25 protein-coding genes are annotated in these 20,797 nt (G+C 45.2%); 7 read left to right on the top strand and 18 right to left on the bottom strand.

Annotated features, from left to right (window positions below):
* Window positions 1-10 precede the first annotated feature (10 nt).
* Together KGP24_RS08845 and KGP24_RS08840 are read right to left on the bottom strand one after the other, a co-directional pair.
* Window positions 11-472, bottom strand: a complete 462-nt coding sequence (locus KGP24_RS08845; RefSeq protein ID WP_223563057.1) for a hypothetical protein — start codon at window positions 470-472, stop codon at window positions 11-13.
* A gap of 4 nt (window positions 473-476) precedes the next feature.
* Window positions 477-761, bottom strand: a complete 285-nt coding sequence (locus KGP24_RS08840) for a hypothetical protein (RefSeq protein WP_223398171.1) — start codon at window positions 759-761, stop codon at window positions 477-479.
* A 269-nt stretch (window positions 762-1,030) separates the two neighbouring features.
* Here KGP24_RS08840 and KGP24_RS08835 point away from each other — a divergent pair, with 269 nt between their 5' ends.
* Window positions 1,031-1,717 carry a hypothetical protein gene (locus KGP24_RS08835; RefSeq protein WP_064597070.1) on the top strand — a complete coding sequence of 229 codons (687 nt, stop codon included), beginning with the start codon at window positions 1,031-1,033 and terminating at the stop codon, window positions 1,715-1,717.
* A 15-nt stretch (window positions 1,718-1,732) separates the two neighbouring features.
* On the opposite strand, the gene KGP24_RS08830 is transcribed toward KGP24_RS08835, so the two are convergent.
* The 6 genes from KGP24_RS08830 to KGP24_RS08805 all read right to left on the bottom strand — a co-directional run bounded on the left by KGP24_RS08830 (window position 1,733) and on the right by KGP24_RS08805 (window position 7,807).
* Window positions 1,733-2,023 (bottom strand): hypothetical protein, encoded by a 291-nt coding sequence (locus KGP24_RS08830; RefSeq protein WP_064597067.1) that lies wholly within the window; start codon window positions 2,021-2,023, stop codon window positions 1,733-1,735.
* Between the two features lie 272 nt (window positions 2,024-2,295).
* Window positions 2,296-2,490 carry a hypothetical protein gene (locus KGP24_RS08825; RefSeq protein ID WP_064597064.1) on the bottom strand — a complete coding sequence of 65 codons (195 nt, stop codon included), beginning with the start codon at window positions 2,488-2,490 and terminating at the stop codon, window positions 2,296-2,298.
* Window positions 2,491-3,068: 578 nt separating this feature from the next.
* Window positions 3,069-3,593 (bottom strand): hypothetical protein, encoded by a 525-nt coding sequence (locus KGP24_RS08820; protein WP_063252787.1) that lies wholly within the window; start codon window positions 3,591-3,593, stop codon window positions 3,069-3,071.
* 439 nt (window positions 3,594-4,032) lie between these two features.
* Window positions 4,033-4,185: a hypothetical protein gene (locus KGP24_RS08815; protein WP_223563056.1), complete on the bottom strand. Its 153-nt coding sequence runs from the start codon at window positions 4,183-4,185 to the stop codon at window positions 4,033-4,035.
* 557 nt (window positions 4,186-4,742) lie between these two features.
* A complete protein-coding gene (locus tag KGP24_RS08810; protein WP_063252789.1) occupies window positions 4,743-5,123 on the bottom strand; it encodes a hypothetical protein in 381 nt (126 codons plus the stop codon).
* An 848-nt stretch (window positions 5,124-5,971) separates the two neighbouring features.
* Window positions 5,972-7,807, bottom strand: coding sequence for a recombinase family protein (locus KGP24_RS08805; protein ID WP_063252792.1), 1,836 nt, complete (start codon window positions 7,805-7,807; stop codon window positions 5,972-5,974).
* Window positions 7,808-7,853: 46 nt separating this feature from the next.
* Here KGP24_RS08805 and KGP24_RS08800 point away from each other — a divergent pair, with 46 nt between their 5' ends.
* On the top strand, window positions 7,854-8,243 hold the full coding sequence (locus tag KGP24_RS08800) for a MysB family protein (RefSeq protein ID WP_223563055.1): 390 nt from the start codon (window positions 7,854-7,856) through the stop codon (window positions 8,241-8,243).
* Window positions 8,244-8,249: 6 nt separating this feature from the next.
* On the opposite strand, the gene KGP24_RS08795 is transcribed toward KGP24_RS08800, so the two are convergent.
* The 3 genes from KGP24_RS08795 to mdoG are packed head-to-tail and all read right to left on the bottom strand — an operon-like array spanning window position 8,250 to window position 12,612.
* Complete coding sequence (locus KGP24_RS08795) at window positions 8,250-8,477, bottom strand: YceK/YidQ family lipoprotein (protein WP_223563054.1); 228 nt, start codon at window positions 8,475-8,477, stop codon at window positions 8,250-8,252.
* Between the two features lie 60 nt (window positions 8,478-8,537).
* Window positions 8,538-11,066: a glucans biosynthesis glucosyltransferase MdoH gene (mdoH, locus tag KGP24_RS08790; protein WP_223563053.1), complete on the bottom strand. Its 2,529-nt coding sequence runs from the start codon at window positions 11,064-11,066 to the stop codon at window positions 8,538-8,540.
* Window positions 11,059-12,612: a glucans biosynthesis protein MdoG gene (gene mdoG / locus KGP24_RS08785; protein WP_223563052.1), complete on the bottom strand. Its 1,554-nt coding sequence runs from the start codon at window positions 12,610-12,612 to the stop codon at window positions 11,059-11,061. Before mdoG ends, mdoH begins: the two co-directional genes overlap by 8 nt.
* A gap of 254 nt (window positions 12,613-12,866) precedes the next feature.
* Between mdoG and mdoC the strand changes: the two genes are divergently transcribed.
* Complete coding sequence (gene mdoC, locus KGP24_RS08780) at window positions 12,867-14,006, top strand: glucans biosynthesis protein MdoC (protein ID WP_223563051.1); 1,140 nt, start codon at window positions 12,867-12,869, stop codon at window positions 14,004-14,006.
* A 32-nt stretch (window positions 14,007-14,038) separates the two neighbouring features.
* Here mdoC and ymdB read toward each other — a convergent pair whose 3' ends face one another.
* The 5 genes from ymdB to csgB form a co-directional block, all read right to left on the bottom strand.
* Complete coding sequence (gene ymdB, locus KGP24_RS08775) at window positions 14,039-14,581, bottom strand: O-acetyl-ADP-ribose deacetylase (RefSeq protein ID WP_223563050.1); 543 nt, start codon at window positions 14,579-14,581, stop codon at window positions 14,039-14,041.
* Window positions 14,582-14,687: 106 nt separating this feature from the next.
* A complete protein-coding gene (locus KGP24_RS08770) occupies window positions 14,688-15,008 on the bottom strand; it encodes a type 1 fimbrial protein (RefSeq protein WP_223563049.1) in 321 nt (106 codons plus the stop codon).
* A 164-nt stretch (window positions 15,009-15,172) separates the two neighbouring features.
* Complete coding sequence (gene csgC, locus KGP24_RS08765) at window positions 15,173-15,505, bottom strand: curli assembly chaperone CsgC (RefSeq protein ID WP_032658052.1); 333 nt, start codon at window positions 15,503-15,505, stop codon at window positions 15,173-15,175.
* 61 nt (window positions 15,506-15,566) lie between these two features.
* Window positions 15,567-16,019 carry a curli major subunit CsgA gene (csgA, locus tag KGP24_RS08760; RefSeq protein WP_223563048.1) on the bottom strand — a complete coding sequence of 151 codons (453 nt, stop codon included), beginning with the start codon at window positions 16,017-16,019 and terminating at the stop codon, window positions 15,567-15,569.
* Window positions 16,020-16,060: 41 nt separating this feature from the next.
* Window positions 16,061-16,516 (bottom strand): curli minor subunit CsgB, encoded by a 456-nt coding sequence (gene csgB, locus KGP24_RS08755; protein WP_223563047.1) that lies wholly within the window; start codon window positions 16,514-16,516, stop codon window positions 16,061-16,063.
* Window positions 16,517-17,276: 760 nt separating this feature from the next.
* On the opposite strand from csgB, the gene csgD reads away from it, so the two are divergent.
* The 4 genes from csgD to csgG are packed head-to-tail and all read left to right on the top strand — an operon-like array spanning window position 17,277 to window position 19,618.
* Window positions 17,277-17,927 carry a biofilm master transcriptional regulator CsgD gene (csgD, locus tag KGP24_RS08750; RefSeq protein WP_223563046.1) on the top strand — a complete coding sequence of 217 codons (651 nt, stop codon included), beginning with the start codon at window positions 17,277-17,279 and terminating at the stop codon, window positions 17,925-17,927.
* A gap of 4 nt (window positions 17,928-17,931) precedes the next feature.
* A complete protein-coding gene (gene csgE, locus KGP24_RS08745; RefSeq protein ID WP_223563045.1) occupies window positions 17,932-18,321 on the top strand; it encodes a curli production assembly/transport protein CsgE in 390 nt (129 codons plus the stop codon).
* Between the two features lie 23 nt (window positions 18,322-18,344).
* Window positions 18,345-18,758 (top strand): curli production assembly/transport protein CsgF, encoded by a 414-nt coding sequence (gene csgF / locus KGP24_RS08740; RefSeq protein WP_023311106.1) that lies wholly within the window; start codon window positions 18,345-18,347, stop codon window positions 18,756-18,758.
* A gap of 26 nt (window positions 18,759-18,784) precedes the next feature.
* Window positions 18,785-19,618, top strand: a complete 834-nt coding sequence (gene csgG / locus KGP24_RS08735; RefSeq protein WP_223563044.1) for a curli production assembly/transport protein CsgG — start codon at window positions 18,785-18,787, stop codon at window positions 19,616-19,618.
* Window positions 19,619-19,661: 43 nt separating this feature from the next.
* On the opposite strand, the gene KGP24_RS08730 is transcribed toward csgG, so the two are convergent.
* Complete coding sequence (locus KGP24_RS08730) at window positions 19,662-20,144, bottom strand: DUF1097 domain-containing protein (protein ID WP_073961616.1); 483 nt, start codon at window positions 20,142-20,144, stop codon at window positions 19,662-19,664.
* A 96-nt stretch (window positions 20,145-20,240) separates the two neighbouring features.
* A complete protein-coding gene (locus KGP24_RS08725; protein ID WP_223563043.1) occupies window positions 20,241-20,795 on the bottom strand; it encodes a molecular chaperone in 555 nt (184 codons plus the stop codon).
* Window positions 20,796-20,797 lie beyond the last annotated feature (2 nt).

Below are 20,797 nucleotides of genomic sequence, written 5' to 3'. Positions count from 1 at the left end.
GCATTTCTTTTTAATTTGGTAATGCTTCTTTATTCAACATTTCTCTAAACAGCCCGGTGTGAATACTCGCTACAACCAATGAGGCAACGGCTACTGCTGGTTTAAGTTCCATTAAAGTCATTTCATCATCACCGAAAATAAAGTAAGTGACGATAAATCCAATGACATAAACAGCCCACGAAATTACGAACCAGTAAATTATGCTTAATACTTTCTTGAGTTTACTACTCTCAATGCTAAACATTTTCGCAATTGGAATAGTCAGTAATCCGACCAACATACCTACCCAACCATACAGTACTGTAGCAATCATCCCAAGTATGAATACAGCAGTATCCCCCATGAATGTAGAGACATATCCGTCTTCTCTTCTAACATTGAACATCACTAACACACCACCCAGGATAGAGAGTACTGCCAATGCTTTAGTACCAGTGAATGTACGTTTAATGCCTGCTTCTGTGATTACCATATCATCATTCCTTAATGAATTGTTGTACTGAATACCCTACTTCGCCTGAATGACCGAATGACACGAACCCATGATCCATAACCTGTACGTTACGTATCGTCATAGGTTCTTCAACCGTAACGCAACTACCAGCTTTGACCATCTTCAACATCACACCCTGATCTTTAGTCGAGATAGCACTAATCATCTTCATCAGATTGCCGTAGCTGTCGCAGTAAAAACCCTCAGAGATAGTAGCGGCCTGTGATGAACTCGCCATGAATAATGTTGCTAATAATAGTTTTTTCATTTTCGTCCTTATAAGCTATCAGTAATGATAGTTAGGAAATCAACAACAGATTTCCTATCATGGGTAGTATCGGCCTTAAGTAGAATTTCTTTACTTACATGTGAACTGAAGGGAGTAAATCAGTACTGAGGATTACCATAAGATAGCTTCACGCCACACCCACACCTTTAACAAACCTACCCATCGTGGGGGGCGTGAGGTTGTGAGTGTACTTGATTGAGTTTATAGTGGTAAAGTAATTCTTATCATATATACGGAAATAAATCAAAATGAAAGTAAAAAATGCAATAGTTATACGTCCGCAAGATAGAGAGTTTTTTAGCCATTTCTTTGAAGAAGATGTGTCGAGTTTCGAAGAAGAATCACGACATCATAAGATGTTAGGACTTGCGTTAGAAAAAGCCCATGATATTAGAAAGTTTGAAATAGAGTTATACTGGAAACGTGCTACTTATTTCTTCGCTTTTTTCACTGTTGTTACTACTGCTTTTGGACTAACTTTATCTAATTACCGTTATAGCCATCTTGCCCCAGCCATTGCCATAATTGGCGTTGTATTTTCTTGCTGTTTTTATTATGTAAATGTTGGCAGCAAGTATTGGCAAGAGAACTGGGAATTTATAATTGATAAAATTGAATACTACATAACAGGAAATCTTTACAAAGCATTTTTTTTCGAAAGTGAGCATACAAAGCGACCATCAGTATCAAAAATAAACATTTATCTGAGCAGGTTTATTATAGCTGTATGGCTCGCATGTTTTTGTTATTCTTTTTATAATATATTTAGCAGCCATCTATATTTATCTATCTTCTACTTCCTCGCCTTTATTTATTCTGTTGGAACAACATTATTTTTTTGTGATAAAAAAATAAAAGACACATCGAATAATGATGACAATCGTATTCGTCAATTCAGATTTAGAACTCCAAGATATAAAAATCATAGTTTGTAATCGGATATACTCCCCCTATACCTTTGAAGGGGGATTATGAAGACTCCAGTATAAATTGACATATAAAATATTCATCCCCTTAATTATTGTATCCAGTTCTGAGTTTACCAATGATTGCTGGAAGTAAGCAGCCTCATCATCTGGCAGGTTCAGATAATAGTTCATGTCTATTGGTTCTTGCCTAAATGAGCCAATATGTTCAAGTACCAAACCACTATCGCCATCAGTTTCTATTCTTATCTTGTCTGTAACATATAGAAAGTAAAATGAATCATCATCATAAGTTTGAAATTCTGTTCTAAGCATATTTAAATCCTGTTATTAGGTTAGTATAGCTAACCCTTCAATGTATTTACTGATAATGCTTAAATGAGGCTGTAAAAAATTAAATTAATACAATGAATTTTTTCAAGCATCCCTGCCAACTGGCTGGCCTCTCTACTACTCAGTACCATCCAGTAAGTATTACACTGTTTGGTAAGTACATATAATTGGGATTATTAGCATACAGGTTTTGCCCAGTAAAAAAGCCGCATATAATTTGCGGCTTTATCTTCTAATTCATATTTAGTAGTGAATTAGTTATCGAAAGTATCTGAATCACCTTTCCTATTATAGGCCTGTTCAAACATTTTCTGGATATCACTAACTGGTAAATTGATTTGTGCATCTGATGGTAATTGCTGGTTAGTAATTCCATCATACAATATAACCGTATCTACTTTATCAGCGTTAACGGCATATCTCCCATAAATCTTTGTGTATGTGGTCATTTCTATCATCCTCGTGTGTGTTTGATAAGTCTATTATTCCAGACTGAATTAAAAAGTGAACCCCTTTAGAGAAATATTTAATAAAGTCAATACTGGCCGTGTTTCCAGTTAGGTTTCATTAGGTATTCCTTCTTGTTAGTAATGCCCTCTGTGGGCGGCTGCGTGTGCGGGTGACTCGTTCAGGCGTAACTCCGTGGTGACTCACAAATACTTTGATTAATTACTTTGATAGTAGCTCTTGGGTTTTTGTTACTTTGACAGTACTGTTACTTGTCTGAGCGAAAGCGAGTAAAATCCCTCGCGTTCTTTTCGAGTACTACCGAGAAAAAACGCAAGGATCGGTTTAATTTGTGTTTCAGTGACTATACGACCGCAGGGAGTGTAGGCACTCAAAGACCGATTTGGACGTAGTTCAAGAGGTCTTAATAATTTCTAATTATGGTGTCGAAATTCGGGAATCACTATATATGGTGATTTTTAGGCCATTTACACCACTAAATGGAGTACCTAAATCACTAATTTTCCCTATAAAACCCCACTTTAACCCGAATTACGACATTTGACCCTGAATTAAAACACTACATAGAATGTTTTAATTCGGGATAAATTGAAGCTATAACCTTTAGTAAATCGGCTTTAGAGCACCCAGCATCAATAGCTTCGCGTAGTTGATACGCTTCCTCACCTGTTAGGTACTCTGCTCCCTCTGGTGTATCACTTCTGATAGGCTTACCACTGTTTAGAAGTTCATTTAAACCCTCACATATGGCTATCGTAACCATCTTGTAATCACGTACTGATGAATCGCCATACTCCTTTTGTGTAAAAGCATCGTAGAACTCAATATTGTGCTTTATTGATATATCAGTGATGTAGCGTGTAGAAGTTACTAATAGCAGCATGTTTTTGTTTGCAAAAGTCTTACGTTTCTTGTTCTTCTCAAAGTAACTTTTTACTGAATTGGATATTACTCTACGTGCTTCATCTGTAAGTTGATTGAGGTAGCGTACCCCTCTTAGATGATCTTGTAATTCTGCATTGTCGTGTTCTTTCGATTTTCGTCCACGTTTCTTTAGTTCATGTGCTTCTTTCTTTTTCGTCATGATAATTATCCCTATAAAAATGTTAATTAATACTGGCCTGATGTGTTCCTAGCACTCAGGCTTTTTTACTCCGGAAAATTTGGGAAGGCATTACACTCCGCGTACCTTTTTGAACCATTCACGATACTCTGGAACTTTATTTTTGCGTAGATTGCTAATGAAATGTTTATCACAATTCACTTTTAGTACATTACAAATTCTAGCACTTGTCATATCGCTTAGTAGGATATTTTCGTACTGTGAAAATGTTAGTTGAATGAAATTTACCTTTTCTTTCTTTTGTATTGATTTGTTCAATGACTTTCTATTAGTCCTGATTGTTCTTTTCAATTTACTATAACTTACTTGTCTTCTCATGTTTGTTTCCTTATGATTCCGCGTTACTTCCTGTAACTACGTTTCTACTTATTGTGTGGTTAGTAGACAACCATTATATAATTTATCCCTGAATCATCATTTGAGTGATCAAATACTGAATACCTGCGGAACGGTTCTTTGCCTTGCCGGTATCAACTAGCATCTTTTGAATTGCTTCAGCTTGTTCTGCCGTGATACGAATAGATACTGGAATATCTTTATTTTTCTTTTCCATAATGTATACCTTTTGTGTTACATAATTCACGTTCTCATGCGTAAAAAAGTAGCCCTAAAAGGACTATCTTTAATTAGCAATAGGAGGAGTTATAATGTTATTACTACTATTTATTCTCTGTAGATAGAGTGGGGATTTCGGCTATCTGGATGTTTTTCGACTTTATACAAATAGCAACATCTTATTATAGGACATAGATCCCCAAGTGTCCCAAGATACTTATATTATACCATGTAAACAAATCCCGTTTCATTTTTCTGTCTTACGTTTTAATTATCTTCTTTTGTAGAATCTTGTGAGTTACTAACTCCGAGGCACCTTCTAATCATCGTAATCTTTAGGGGAAGTGACAGTAACACTAAAACCATAAAACAAAGATATAGCACTACCCAAAGTGGGAATAGTACAAACATATATACAATAGTAGCAAGTACTTCAATGAGTACATTACCTAACCAAACCATAATCACTCTCCTATTCATGTAGTACTATTTATAGTGACTAGCAAAAATAGGAGTTGATATAGAAGAGGCATAATATAATGCCTCTCATTCTTTTTATTTATAGAATGCTGAAACGTCTATCCCATGTATAGTTATCAGACGCATTATTTCTGAAAATGCTTCAAATTCTAATGGTAGATTACATTTGAACATGAACTGAAAGAAAGCATCCTCTGAGTAGGCTAATGATATCTGAGTTGCTTCACAGGTGTTCACGTCACAACATGTGTAGCGTATTTCATCACCATGAATAGCAAATGTATAGATTATTGGTTCTGGTTCATTTGGCAACTCACGATAGACACTAAAGTAGGCTACGCTTTCAGTCTTCTTCCACTTTGTAAGTGTTGTATAGCCCTCCCCCATGTGAGCAAACTGTGCTTGTACTGCTTCTTTGATTGTTTTTGGCACACGGCCACGTTTTGATACGGTCATAGAGACCCCCTTTGTTGTCTAAATTAAAAGTCATCTCATGGGCTACCTCCTGTTATCTATTGTTTTACTCGTGTATTGAAACCATCTCGTTTTGACAGTTGCTATGGTAAGGGCGGAAAACGGCTTAGTCAAAAAGTTACTTAAATGAAATCAAACAGGATTTTGACAAGTTACAATCAAGAGTGGTACAATGTTACTTCAATTGATGAAATCAAACCCACTGGGTGCGGTATTGTAATTTCAGATGTTGACTTTTTATTAATTCCGTGAGACACTAAGCTATTAAAAATCATTTTTTATTAGCTTTCATCTATTATAGATTTTCTTACTTTTTTTTATCTATTTTCAGTCGATTATCCCAAAAATCACGCAAGTGATTGAATTAGAGAGATTTCCTCTCTTTTCTCATATCGGATCTGCTCTCTACAAAAGCAAGTGTATAGCTTAGGTTCAGTCTTCAGTTATTTGAATAGCACCTCACAACGACCCCTTTAACGCTCCATATGCGTCTGATTTCTTCAGACACAGAAACACACTCCTTATACAAAAAAACCTCACACAGAGCATCAGGTGAGGTCAAAATTAAGTTTTAAATGATGAAACTACCTTTCTGAATCTTTTCAGTACTATTCATAGTTATAGATAGTTACTAATCCCGCAACCCCCCTTTCGGCGTATCTATCATCTGAAGATATTCCACACTTCATAAATCGTCGCCATTATGAATACTACACTAAAGAAGTAAGGCCAAAACCTAATGATTAACCAACCAATACCGCACACTAGGCCAATACCAAGTATCATATCTATAAGTGGGTTAATCCACATGTCATTTAACATCTTCAGTATTAGTCAATCCATTCTATATGGTCTTCGTTCAGTTGGTATGCGAAATCATCAGGCTCTCTTCCTACCATCATTGTGTTTATATAATAGAGTAGATCATCTATTGTTTTTGTTCTACTCGCATACATTACCCACGTATTGCCATTAGATTCTACCTTGAATACAGTTTGATCTTCTTCTCTTACCAGATAAGTACGTTCGTTGTCTTTTTCGGATATGGTGATTTCACTAATCAGCTTGCCGCTGTTATCAGTAATCAGTATGTGCTTTAGTATATCTCTATGGTAGGTGATATCATAAAGATAGTAAGCACCTATGTAACTCGAATCAATTCTTCGGCATTTAATTGCAGAAATAACCTTCGCTATATGCTCATTAGCCTTACGTCTAAGTGCTGTGTTGTCCTGGTCTGTGAGCTTATCTATATCATAGTTATAATTCAGACGTACGATTTCGCTTTCGTTTTCAAGTGAACTTATCTTCTGATTTAACTCATCTTTTTCTAGTATACGTTTCCTTTTAAATTCCATGATAGCAAAAAGTTCATCTTCATCACTGGCACTCTTGACCTTATCATTAAGCAACACTATTTTTTCATTAACATCTGAAAGTTGTCTTTTCAGTACATCTAACGATTGGGCGTGTTTTCGGTCACTATAAATTTCATCAAGATTAAGATTTTTAATGTGTCCTAATAGAACCTTCTCACTTTCAAAGTACCGAAGCATTTTTGAATTACATTTCTCATCTTTTGTACGTTGTCTATAACACCTCAAATACTGTCCACCATTAGACATACTTTGAACGATCATAGGACTACCGCACTCATGGCACTTAGTTAAACCGTTAAAGAGATTTCTTTGCTTCGTCGTAGTACTTCTTTGTTTTTTGGAAGATACGTTTCTATCCATCATGGATTGAATTTTTGTAAACAATTCATCATCAATCACTACAGGATAGATACGCTGTGCATTATCATTTGCTTCTTTCTTAATCTTGATATTTTCTAAGATTCGCTTTTCAGTGTCAGTAGTACTTTCACTATCTTTCTTTGGAATTGTTTTGTACTTACCGATTAGATAACCATTGAGACGGCGATCTCTTAACTTGTTATAAACTGTGACCGTGTTCCAGCCTCTTCCATTGTACCTATTGCCTTCACTATTAAGTCGGTTGACGATTTCAGTCACGCCATAGCCATCGCGATACCATTCAAAAATACTGGTTATGGTTTGTACCTTTTGTGCATCAATCTCATATGTTTTTTTATCTTGGCTAAGTGAAAGCCAGTCAGGTGTATTGTTGTTAAGGGCAACACCAGTAGCCAATGATTCTTCTTTGCGTCTATTCCATGATTTTTTACTTATACGGGCTTTTCTTTTCGATTCCTGGTGAGCACGTTCGATACTGGTGGATAATGCGGATAACTTGTGGTCGAGTTTGTAGCTGTAAATTTGTCCAGTCTCAACCTCTACAATATCAATGTTACGTTTGATTAAAAAAGTAAACTCATCGATAGCATCGTAGCCTTGCTTACGTGAAAAGCGGTCTACAGACTCGATTAGCAAGCAACCTTCAGTTATCTCCCCTGCCTCTACACGCCGCTTAAACTGACCTAAAGAACCTTTGGTAAAGTTATGCCCTTTGTACCCTGACAGACCTTTATCACTTTCCAGTACTTCATGATTGCTTGGATCGAGCTGATACCCTAATTCAGCGGGTAGTTTAGCGTTTTCGAGGAAGTCTAATACTGTACTAATTTGGCGATCTAAGCCAAAAGCATCAACCTGCTGCAAGCTTGATACCCTACTATAGATGTAGGCTTTGACAGTTCGCATTCATGCACCTATACATTTGATAAACATAATCATTGAGGAACTCATTATGTCCGATAAAGAATATGTATTCTATAGTACGCTGGAAGAAGCTATTGATGCCGCTCGTGAAGAGTTCCTCGCCGACAACCCCGGCGTTCAAGAAGAAGATGCTGACGTGCAACAGCTTAATATCCAAAAATACGTTCTGCAGGATGGGGATATTATGTGGCAGGCCGAATTCTTTACCGATGAAGGGGAAGAAGGGGAATGTTTGCCGATATTAAGTGGTGAAGGTGCGCAGGCCGTCTTTGATGGCGACTACGACGAAATCGAACTTCGGCAGGAATGGCTGGAAGAGAACACCCTGCACGAGTGGGATGAGGGTGAGTTTCAGCTCGAGCCACCGCTGGATACGGAAGAAGGTCAAACTGCAGCCGATGAGTGGGACGAGCGTTAATTTACGCTATTCGTAAGGGCCGTGGCTGGCATCGATCGGCAGTAAAAGCGTGTCGAAAATCAGCGAGAATGGCAGATCGAGCACGGTCAGATAGCGCCATGCGGAATCACGGAGATCCCATTTCACGCCCGGGTAATACTGATTTCCGTGGCCTTGCCCTGGAATGGTGCGGCTGATGATACTCCCGCAGCCGCTGAGCAGGCATGCCATGATGACGACGATGATTATTCTCATCAATGACCTCTAAAAAAATACCGGCCTCTCAGCCGGTATTTTGTTTATCACAGAGAAGGCTTACTTTGACTTCAGTGCGAGTGGATTCAGCTTCACGTCCTTATAGTAGTTCACCCACGAAGAGTATCTCTCCGGAGCGGACCACACGCGGTAGTGAAGACGCGCCATTGTGACCGGATCGCTCAACAGTACCAGACGACGGTCGCGGTTGAGTTTTTCCGGGGTCTCATTAAGCGCCTGCTCAACGTGTCGATCTCGGGCAATCTCCAGCACCTGGCTGGCACGGTGACGCGCCGTCGCCATTGCCGTCGCCAGGGCGTTGAATGACGGGTTAAACACGGCGTGCATGAAGCCATCATCCAGCGTGCGATTGCGGTTTTGCTCGAGATAACGATCGGTATCTACCAGCACCTGCGGCGGGGAATACTCTTCCGGGATCAGGAACAGCTTCCAGCGTTTGGTTCGCAGACCCACCGTAGAACGGCTGGAGATCACGGAGACAAACGGCGACAGGATCAGCGAGAAGACAATCGGCGCCAGCCAGAACAGGAAGCGCAGATCCAGCCACGCCATCCCTGCCGCCCACACAAGGCCAAGCAGAAGCTGAGAACCGTGGCGCATAAAGGCTTCGCTCCACGGCGTGGAATCGTCATCACGCTGCGGTGAGTTCCAGACCACTTCCCAGCCCAGGAACGCACTGACCACAAACACGGTGTGGAACAGCATACGTACCGGCGCCAGCAGCACGGAGAACAGCACTTCCAGCAACAGCGAAAGGGTCACGCGGAAGAAACCGCCGTATTCTTTCGAGCCTTTGCACCAGATCAGGATGATGCTGAGCAGCTTAGGCAGGAACAGCAGCACCATGGTGGAGGCAAACAGCGCAATCGCCAGCTCCGGACGCCACTGCGGCCACACCGGGAACAGCTGGCGCGGTTGCAGGAAGTATTGCGGCTCCGTCAGGGCATGGACGACCTGCAGCGCAGTTGAGAGCGCAAGGAACATAAACCACAGCGGTGCGGAGAGATACGACATCACGCCCGTCAGGAACACCGCGCGGTGAACCGGGTGCATCCCTTTAACAAGGAACAGGCGGAAGTTCATCAGGTTACCGTGACACCAGCGGCGGTCACGCTTGAGCTCGTCCAGCAGGTTAGGCGGCAGCTCTTCGTACGATCCCGGCAGGTCGTAGGCAATCCAGACGCCCCAGCCAGCACGACGCATCAGCGCCGCTTCCACGAAGTCGTGCGACAGAATAGAACCGGCAAACGAACCCTCACCCGGCAGCGGCGCCAGCGCGCAGTGTTCAATGAACGGCTTCACGCGGATAATGGCGTTGTGGCCCCAGTAGTGCGACTCACCCAGCTGCCAGAAGTGCAGACCCGCCGTAAACAGCGGCCCGTAAACACGGGTGGCGAACTGCTGGCAGCGCGCATAGAGCGTATCCATACCGGACGCTTTTGGCGAGGACTGAATAATACCCGCGTTCGGGTTAGCTTCCATCAGACGCACCAGACCGCTCAGGCAGTCACCGCTCATGACGGAGTCAGCATCCAGCACTACCATGTAGCTGTACTGATTACCCCAGCGACGGCAGAAGTCATCGATGTTACCGCTTTTACGCTTCACGCGACGGCGGCGACGACGGTAGAAGATCTGCCCTTCGCCCTGCACTTCTGCAATCAGCTCCATCCACGCTTTTTGTTCTGCCACGCAGATATCCGGGTTGTAACTGTCGCTCAGGATGTAAACATCAAAATGTTCCGCGTTGCCGGTCGCCTTCACGGACTCCCAGGTTGCACGCAGGCCCGCAAACACGCGGTCAACGTCTTCGTTACAGATAGGCATAATCAACGCGGTACGGTGCTCGGGATTGAGGGGTTCATCCCCGACCGTTGACGCCGAAATGCTGTATTTGTCACGCCCCATGAGCAATTGCAGGAAGCCCATCAGCGCGGTCCAGAAACCGGCCGAGACCCAGCAGAAGAGAACCGCGAACAGCAGAAGGATGCCGCTCTGCAGGATATACGGCAGCAGCTGCATGAAGGAGACCCAGAGATCCTGGCCCATCATGTCCGTCGGGTTGATAAACGCCCAGCCCTGGTAAGGCAGAATGGTTTTCATATACCAGGTCGCGACGACGGTCTGCGCGAGCGTCAGAAGCAGCAGGATATAGCGACGGATTGTTCCCACGGTACGCCATTTCTGTTCAGAGGCCTGCTCTTCTTTCGTCAGGCGTGACAAATAACGCGGCGTCACATCACGCCCACGCAGGCGATCCCAGAAGCGACCCACCGGGTTGGTGCGCCAAGGATCGGGGAACATAGAGGAACGCGTAGCCTTCGGCATCGCCTGAAGCTGATCGCGTCCTTCATCGTCTTTAATCAACTGCCCTTCCGCCAGCGAGTCCGGCCAGGCCTGCTCCAGACGCGCCTTGACTGACCCGAGCGGCGTATCATCGTCACGAGAAAACGTATGATGTTCACCATCCAGCGCGGTGTGAACCGCGCGGATGTCGCTCTTAGGCAGCGCCGCTTTTTCGATATCCGTCAGCGGCATGGCATCAATATATTCAGATGTATTATTCATTGGCAGGTAGCTGATAGCTCCAGGTTTCACTCAGCGGCTGATCGTTACTGACCAGCGCAGCACGCATTTCAGTGGTCTGTTTCGGATCTTTCACTTTCACGCGCAGGGTCAGACGCCAGCCTTTGGTTACCGGGTTGTAACGCACGGTATTCTCAACGATTTCACCGTTATCCCCGATGCTTGCCTGAGCGGCAACGGCGGTATCCGGTGACAGTTTCTTCATATCCTGGCCTGTGAAGTCCACGACAAATGCCACGGTACCGTCAGGCTGACGGATAAGATTAGACTGCTTCACATCACCCGTTGAGCGGCGAGTCTGCATCACATACGCGTTATCCGGCGCGTGCAGCTTATCTTCGTCGCGGCTGAAGGTAATGGTGTACTTGAAGTTCATCTCTTTACCGGCTTCCGGCAGCTGATCCGGTGTCCAGTAAGCGACGATGTTATCGTTGGTCTCATCGTTGGTTGGAATTTCTACCAGCTCGACCTTACCTTTACCCCAGTCACCGTTTGGCGTGACCCAGGCGCTTGGACGCTGGTCATAGCGATCGTCCAAATCTTCAAAGCGGGAGAACTGACGACCACGCTGCAGCAGGCCAAAACCTTGCGGGTTTTCCATTGCGAAGCTGCTAACCGCCAGATGTTTCGGGTTATTCAGCGGACGCCAGATCCACTCACCGTTGCCGGCATGAATAGACAAACCGTTGGAGTCATGCAGTTCCGGGCGGAAGTTCGTTGCCGGTGACGGCTGGTTCGGCCCAAACAGGAACATACTGGTCAGTGGTGCAACGCCCAGTTTGCCCACTTTATCACGCAGGTAAACCTTGGACTGCACGTCCACTACCGTGTCACGACCCGGCATAATCACAAAGCGATAGGCACCGGTTGCACGCGGGGAATCCAGTAGCGCATAAATAGTCAGACGTTTATCCGTTGGTTTTGGACGTTCAATCCAAAACTCACGAAAACGCGGGAACTCTTCACCTGATGGCAGCGCGGTATCAATAGCCAGACCACGGGCAGAAAGCCCGTACACTTGCCCCGCGCCAATAACGCGGAAATAGCTGGCACCAAGCATGCTGACGATTTCGTCGTTTTTATCTTTGCTGTTGATCGGGTAAAGCACCTTAAAGCCTGCGAAGCCCAGGTCTTTCACCGTATCTTTGTCGTGTTGCACATTGCCAAAATTGAAGTAATCCGGGCTGTATTTGATCTTACGTACCGCTGTTGCCGTCACTTCATTGATGGCAACAGGCGTGTCGAAATACATACCCTGATGATAAAACTCAAGCTTGAACGGGGTTTTAATATTGCTCCAGTACGCTTTGTCGTGATTGAACTGGATCTGCTGATAGTCCGCATACTTCATGTCGCGGAAAACGGAGGGCAAGTTACTTTTTGGCGCTTCGTAGCTCTTGCCTGCCATCGATTTTGCCTGTTTTGCGACATCGTCGATGTTAAAGGCCAGTGCCGATGAGGTATACAGTGATAACACCACTGCAGCACCCAACCAACGCATTTTCATCATCTGTTGTTTATGTTTCATAATAAGTAAGCACTTCCCCCTTTGTGTGCTTATATCGATCCGATCCATTTTAATGGAAACTCAGGCAATCCGACAACATTATCACTGCTTTGTTCAGCTGCTGGCTCATGGAATAAGCAAATGAAAGAACCCGCTATTCACTTTGCGTGCTTATCCTGGAGACAGGGTGTCGGTCTTGGTGTAGGGTTGGCTTCGAATGTAACCATTATGAGTCTTAGGGATAAGACGAAAAGTCTGAGAATGCACAACGTTATATGAGCACAACACCAACAGAACGTGAATATTTCCTCGACTCGATCCGGGCCTGGCTGATGCTATTGGGGATCCCCTTTCACATTTCACTGATTTACTCCAGCCACACATGGCATGTGAATAGCCAGATGCCCTCCTGGTGGCTGACGCTGTTTAATGACTTTATTCACGCCTTCCGTATGCAGGTGTTTTTCGTCATATCCGGCTATTTCTCTTACATGCTGTTTCTGCGATATCCGCTCAAGCGCTGGTGGAAAGTGCGCGTAGAGCGCGTGGGGATCCCCTTGCTGACCGCAATTCCACTGCTGACGCTGCCTCAGTTCATTATGTTGCAATACGTCAAAGGCAAAGCGGAGAACTGGCCGAATCTGTCGCTGTACGAAAAGTATAATACGCTGGTCTGGGAGCTGGTGTCTCACCTGTGGTTCCTGCTGGTCCTGGTGGTGCTCACAACGGTGAGTCTGTTGATTTTCAGCCGTCTTCGCCAACATCTGAGTACAAGAGCCGACACCTTTTTCGCCAACGTTACGATGGGTAAACTGTCAGCGCTCTTCTTGCTGTTGGGAATTGCCTATGCCGCCGTGCGACGGACGCTGCTAATCGTCTACCCACCGATTTTGAGCGACGGATTATTTAATTTTGTGGTGATGCAGTCACTGTTCTACATTCCGTTCTTTTTAATCGGCGCGCTGGCCTTTATTCATCCGAAGCTTAAATCGCTGTTTGTCACCCCGTCACCGTGGTGCGCGCTGGGGGCAAGCCTCGCATTCGCGGCCTATCTGCTGAATCAGCGCTACGGCAGCGGCGACGCCTGGATGTATGAAACGGAAAGCGTGATCACTATGCTGCTGGGCCTGTGGATGGTGAACGTGGTATTCGCACTGGGCCACCGCTTGCTGAACTTTAAGTCCAGCCGCGTAACTTACTTCGTTAATGCGTCACTGTTTATCTATCTGGTGCATCACCCGTTGACGCTTTTCTTCGGGGCTTACATCACACCGCACATTGCCTCCAACACGCTGGGCTTCTTTACCGGGCTGGTGTTTGTTGTAGGGGTGGCGATCGTACTCTACGAAATCCATCTGCGGATCCCGCTCCTGCGCTTCCTCTTTTCAGGAAAACCGCAGGCAAAAGCCTCATAAACCACGCGGCGCCCCGATGCGCCGCATTTGCTTCAACTCTCCAGCTCTTGTCTGCGCTGAGTCAGAAGCCGCTGATAAAGATGAGTGGTGTCGTCGTCGAAACAGACAAAAATCACCTTCTCTGGCAAAGGTTTTAACGACAGATAGCGATAAACAGTTTCAACGGCGATCGTTGCGGCAGAGGCCTTAGGGTAACCATACACGCCGGTGCTTATGGCCGGAAACGCCATCGTTTTATAACCGTTGTCAGCGGCCAGTCGCAGACAGTTCCGGTAAGCCTCTTCCAGAATACTCGCCTCGTGCTGGTCACCGCCATGCCAGACCGGCCCTACGGCGTGAATTACCGCTCTCGCAGGCAGATTGCCCGCCAGCGTAATCACCGCGTGACCGGGAGGACATTCGCCCTGCTGTTGCCGCACGGTTTTACAGGCTTCCAGCAGCTGCGGTCCGGCAGCCCGGTGGATAGCCCCGTCCACGCCGCCGCCCCCCATCAGGGATGGATTGGCCGCATTGACGATGACGTCGACGTGCATTGTCGTAATATCGCCATGGATAATTTCAATTTGCGGTTTCATAAAGCCCCTCTGCAACCCGCCTTTTTCTTAAGTGTATCGCAGAGGAGACCGGGAGAAAAAACTATCAGAAAAAATCCTTTTCCACCGCAGGGCGCGCGAGCGCGCATTAGCGATACTGGATTTCGACAACCGCGAGCGTTTTTTCAGGATTAAGGTATTTCATATTGAGCATTGCCAAATTTGAGTCGCTCACTTTCCCGTTAAGCGCCTCTTCATAGCTGATCATACGTGTTTGCATACGGTTATTATTTGGACATGACATTGCAATCTTTTGCTTCCGGGGAGCGACTTCACAGGGGGTGGCGACAATGGCACCGCGAAAATGAATAACACCACCGTCAACAACTGTGGCCGAATAAGCCGGGATACTCAAAGCAGAAACGACAAGACCCAGACCTGACACGAGTCGAGAAAAATAGTTGTTCATTATAAGTACTCCTCAACGAAAATCATCCATGAGGGGTAAACGCGCTTCATTTATTATGGCAAATGAAGTTTCACGTTACGGAACATAACGACCTGGTCCCTGATATCAGCATAGCTCAACGGCACAGACCCGCCACATCCACAACATATTGATTTAACGAACTTTTATAGCGAACGTTCCGCTGGCGACCACTGTTGTGATAAATGTAGCGATTTACCGTCTGAAACGGTGACAACGATTTTTACCGTGTCTCCCGCGCTTATATTTAAACTCAGGCGCATTAAATCAATCGTCTGATTAGCGGGTATAAATAGTGTGTTTTGCTGCCGGGAAGAACTTTGTCCCCCCTGCCCTTCTCGTAAAGAAACAATCTGAACCTGACAATCACACGATTGCGCCAGAGTGACCTGAGGAATAATAGTGGTCATATTTTCCTGCTGTGACGTTTTGAAGGTTATCTGGCTGGAAAGCGCGGCGAGTAAAATTAAGGTATTCATGATGAACTCCCGAAAAAAAACAGGGCATCAGCCCTGTTTTTTTGTAGCACAGATTTCAGTATCAGTACTGATGAGCTGTAGCGTGGTTACCAAAGCCGATCTGGGTAACGTTAACAGTCGAGTTAGACGCAGTCTGATCTACCAGTGCACCGTTAAGACCGCCATACTGGCTAACATTCATTTTGGAATCTTTACTGTTCCACTGATCAAGAGTTGCACTGTTACCAAAACCGTTCTGGGTCAGGTTGATGCTACTGTCATCAGATCCCTGGCCAACGTCTGCACCGTTACCACCACCCGTCTGGCTAATATTTAGGACGGAATTTCTGGCGTTTGTCTGCAGAGCCAGAGCGGAGTTACCGCCACCGTTCTGATAAATATTCAGGGTTGAATTTGGGCCGCCATATCCGCCGTGTCCATGTCCATGACCCCAGCCGCCCTGATTAATAGAACCCGCCATAGCACTACCAGAAACTACGATTGCTGCAAGCGCTGCCACTTTGAGAAATTTCATGGTAAACCCCCATCGGATTGATTAAAGTCGTCGCAAATGCGCTAATGTTGAATAACGTTAATCGCCATTTGCGACTGTTTCTGCACTACAACTGCGGTTTTCTGCGTACCGTACTGCGTAATATTTGCTCTATTACCCGACCCTTTCTGGATAATTTTCGCGCTATTACCGTATCCATCTTGCGTAATACCTGCATCATTCGCGTTACCGCTCTGATCGATCCAGGCTATATTGTAACCCCCTGATTGATCAACTCTCGCTCTGTTACCTGCCCCATCCTGGGATACAATGGATAAGAGTCTTGAACCGTCCTGGCTAACCTCAGCGTTATTGAAAACGCCCCGTTGACCAATAATGGCTGCCTGATTTAGTGATGAAAGACTTAATTCGTTAACCGCAAAGTTATATTCAGAATTTGCCAAATCTGAATTCGCTGCGGTTACAAATCCAGGCGCACCCAGTAATGTAAACATCATAACTAACGATGCGTTTTTCATGTTGTCACCCTGGACCTGGCTATTTAATCACGCCATAACCCTATAAGGATTTTACTTGTTAAAACGACTCGTAATGTGTTAACGCGTCGTTACGGTGAAGAGTATGTCCGCTGAAACATTTTAAATATCTCACCCGCGCGGCTTATTTTTATTTATCGGCTCACCACAAAGTCGTAATTTACATCAAAAATCACTTTAATCAGGCCAGCTTATATTTTTATTACAGGTGTTTTGCGGAAGGGTTGTACATCGAGGCGAAGGCTGTCCACGCTCCATCCTGCGCTCCTTAAACGTAACGGCTGGAGATCATTTCTCTCATCACGTGACATGGAGCCTGTTTTCTTAAGCCAGACAGCAACTCATTCTAGGACTTAGAAATAAGCCGTAACTCATACTTAATTACAACGAAATAAAAATAACAAATAATTATAAAAATCAAACACATAAAAATATTTGTATGATTTTTAAAATCTGTGCACCTCTATTTATGTGTACAACTTTCTCATCAATTATCGCGATTAACCAAAAGGTGATTTAACAAATTAATATTGATTTTTACGTTTTGTTACACGTTTAACACTTGCTTTAAACTTCGTAAAAGCTAGATTGAAATTAGATGTACGAAATTGGTTTTATATTTACCTCCCTGTGGAGGTTATGGTCTGATTCTACACACAGCAGTGCAACATCTGTCAGTACTTCTGGTGTCCTCTTTTAAAGGAGGACAGCTGCCAGGTGCCTAAAAAAGTGGGGTTTCATCATGTATAATGAAGTCCATAGTTTACATGGTCATACATTACTGTTGATCACAAAACCTTCTTTGCAAGCGACAGCGTTATTACAACATTTAAAGCAATCTTTATCACTGAACGGGAAATTGCATAATATTCAACGTTCTTTTGATGATATTGTACCTGGCAGCATCATTCTGCTCGATATGATGGAAGCTGATAAAAAGCTTATCCATTACTGGCAAGATATTTTAAGCAGGAAAAACAATAATATCCGCGTGTTATTATTGAATACACCTGATGAGTACCCTTTCAGAGATATTGAAAGCTGGCCGCATATCAATGGCGTGTTCTACGTCACTGAAGAAGAGGACCGGGTGGTAAAGGGGCTGCAAGGTATATTGCGCGGAGAGTGTTATTTTTCGCAAAAACTTGCCAGCTATCTCATCACGCACTCCGGAAATTATCGCTATAACAGCTCAGAGTCAGCACTGCTCACGCACCGTGAGAAAGAGATCCTGAACAAGTTACGCATTGGTGCTTCAAATATTGAAATCGCCCGTTCGTTATTTATCAGCGAAAATACGGTAAAGACGCACCTTTATAATCTTTTCAAGAAGATAGCTGTGAAAAACCGAACTCAGGCTGTTTCGTGGGCAAACGATAACCTCAGGCGTTAATCACATGAAGCGCACGTTGAGTTGGATCGCCGCAGCGAGTTTCCTGCTCGCTGCCGGGAATCTGAAGGCCGTCGAGGTCGAAGTTCCCGGATTGTTAACAGACCACACTGTCTCATCGGTCGGGCACAGTTTTTACCGCGCCTTCAGTGACAAATGGGACAGTACCTACACCGGAAATATAACAATCAACGAGCGGCCCAGTGCACGATGGGGAAGTTGGATAACAATAACGGCTAATCAGTACGTTATTTATCAAACGTTTTTATTCCCCACAAAACTAGACTTCGATAAAAACGTAGCCTTGGCACTGGCACAATCAGAAGACGCTATTAATCGCCTGCAAATAGATAAAGCCCTATTAAGCACCAGCGATTTAGCAAAAGACGAGTTCTAGCGAACCGATATGCGGAGGCTGTCATGCGTATTGCATATGCAGTTGTTTCGATAATGCTGATAACACCTATAAGCTGGGCCGGAAACATGACGTTTCAGTTCCGTAACCCTAACTTTGGCGGTAACCCTAACAACGGCGCGTTTCTGCTGAACGAAGCTCAGGCGCAAAACTCCTATAAGGATCCTAGCTTAAAGGATTTTAGCATTGATACACCGTCCGCACTGGACAACTTCACTCAAGCTATCCAGTCGCAGATTTTAGGCGGGTTATTGACCAATATAAATACCGGTAAGCCAGGCAGGATGGTGACCAACGATTTTATCGTTGATATCGCCAATACAGATGGACAGCTTCAGTTGAACGTGACCGATCGTAAAACCGGAAGAATCTCTACCATTCAGGTTTCCGGTCTACAAAGTAATTCAACTGACTTTTAAACAATAGCTAAATAAGGACAACGATCATGCAGCGCTTCCTGATATTTGTTGCAGTGTGCTTATTGAGCGGTTGTTTAACTGCTCCACCTAAAGAAGCTGCAAAACCTACATTAATGCCTCGGGCCCAGAGTTATCGCGATTTAACGCATTTACCAGCTCCAACGGGGAAAATATTTGTCTCCGTATACAACATTCAGGATGAAACCGGGCAATTCAAGCCTTACCCGGCAAGTAACTTCTCCACGGCCGTGCCGCAAAGCGCCACCGCCATGCTGGTTACCGCGCTCAAGGATTCTCACTGGTTTATTCCCCTGGAACGTCAGGGGCTGCAGAACCTGTTGAATGAACGCAAAATCATCCGTGCCGCGCAGGAAAATGGAACCGTCGCAGACAATAACCGCATGCCTCTGCAATCTCTGGCGGCAGCGAACGTGATGATTGAAGGATCGATTATTGGCTATGAAAGTAACGTTAAATCGGGTGGTGTGGGGGCACGTTACTTCGGTATCGGTGCGGATACCCAGTACCAGCTCGACCAAATCGCCGTCAACCTGCGGGTTGTCAACGTCAGTACTGGCGAAGTGCTCTCTTCGGTGAACACCAGTAAAACCATACTGTCCTATGAAGTTCAGGCTGGGGTATTCCGCTTCATCGATTACCAGCGTTTGCTGGAGGGTGAAATTGGCTACACCTCTAACGAACCGGTCATGATGTGCCTGATGTCAGCCATTGAAACCGGCGTGATATTCTTAATCAACGACGGTATTGATCGCGGGCTGTGGGATCTGCAAAACAAAGCAGACGTCCAGAACCCGATACTGGTGAAATACCGCGATATGTCAGTACCTCCGGAATCCTGACAGGAAGCGCATAAAAAAGGCGAGATGATTATCTCGCCTTTTTTTATTCGCTCACCGCCGTGATGTTTTGCGCTTTTTCCCGCCGCGACGCCAGCCAAAGACCGCTGTTTTTCATGGCATAGCCAAACAGCAACCCCAGGGCCAGGGAAGGAACAACCAGCTTCCAGTCACCCTGCCCTGCAAAGGTCGCGCACGCCCCCATAAAGGTTCCCGGTACAAATGAAAGCAGCAGATGCTTAGCCTGGATGCACATTAAAAAGGCGACGACACCCGTCATGACGTATCCCAGGATTTCCAGATGCGGCGCCAGCGCGCTGCCTTTCATGATCACCAGCGCCCAGATAACACCGCTCATCAGCGTGCAGCCTGAGATAAAGAGCCCTTTGACTCCCCCCTGCGGACAGGCGAAATAGGCGGTACAGCCGAGGAACCCGGCCCAGCTGAGCAATCCGAGAGACACGGCTACCCATCCCCAGAGCCCGGAGAGAATACCTGTCGTTATTGCGATACAAAGTAATATGTTCATGGCGCGCATCTTAGCAGAAGCGCACCATAGAAATGAGATCAGCAGCACATTACGTGCAAGTTTGAATGTTGAGTTGCAGAGTTTATGTGATCTAAATCACTCTTCATTCTCTTCTTCCAGCTCATCCCACATTGCCGCGATAGCGTCGCGGGTCAGCGGCGCCAGCGTTCTCCAGAATGGCGAGGCGGCATGCGCTTCAACTTTACCCAGGAATGTCCCGATCCACGGCAGCAGGTACGTTTCGAACAGGGTTTCGATGGCTTCGTTCTCATCATCACCGGCATTGTCTTCGATCCAGGACGCCGCCAGCAGCAGCGTACCGATATGATCGGCTGGCGTATCGCTCAGCGGCATACCGCGCGTAGAGAGGAAAGCACGAACTTCCGCTTCCGTTGCCCCGTCCTGCCAGGCTGAGCGGTATGGCGAAACGCGGCATTCATCCCCGACAAACAGCGCATTATAGTCCGTCGCAATCTGCTGCATGTCGCAGCTTTTTTGCAGACGTTCCAGTAAATCATCCTGTTCCAGCGGCCAGTTCTGCGCCAGTTTACCTTCACGGATTAACGTAAAGAGCGGAACCAACAGCGGGTCTTGCGGCTGGCGATAGTAGAGCGTACCCAGCACGCGGCAAAGGATGGAAAACTCGTTCATTT

The organism is Enterobacter sp. JBIWA008 (assembly GCF_019968765.1).
Lineage (GTDB): Bacteria > Pseudomonadota > Gammaproteobacteria > Enterobacterales > Enterobacteriaceae > Enterobacter.
The sequence above is the reverse complement of the archived record's forward strand: the minus strand, read 5'-3'. Positions and strand labels throughout refer to the sequence as shown.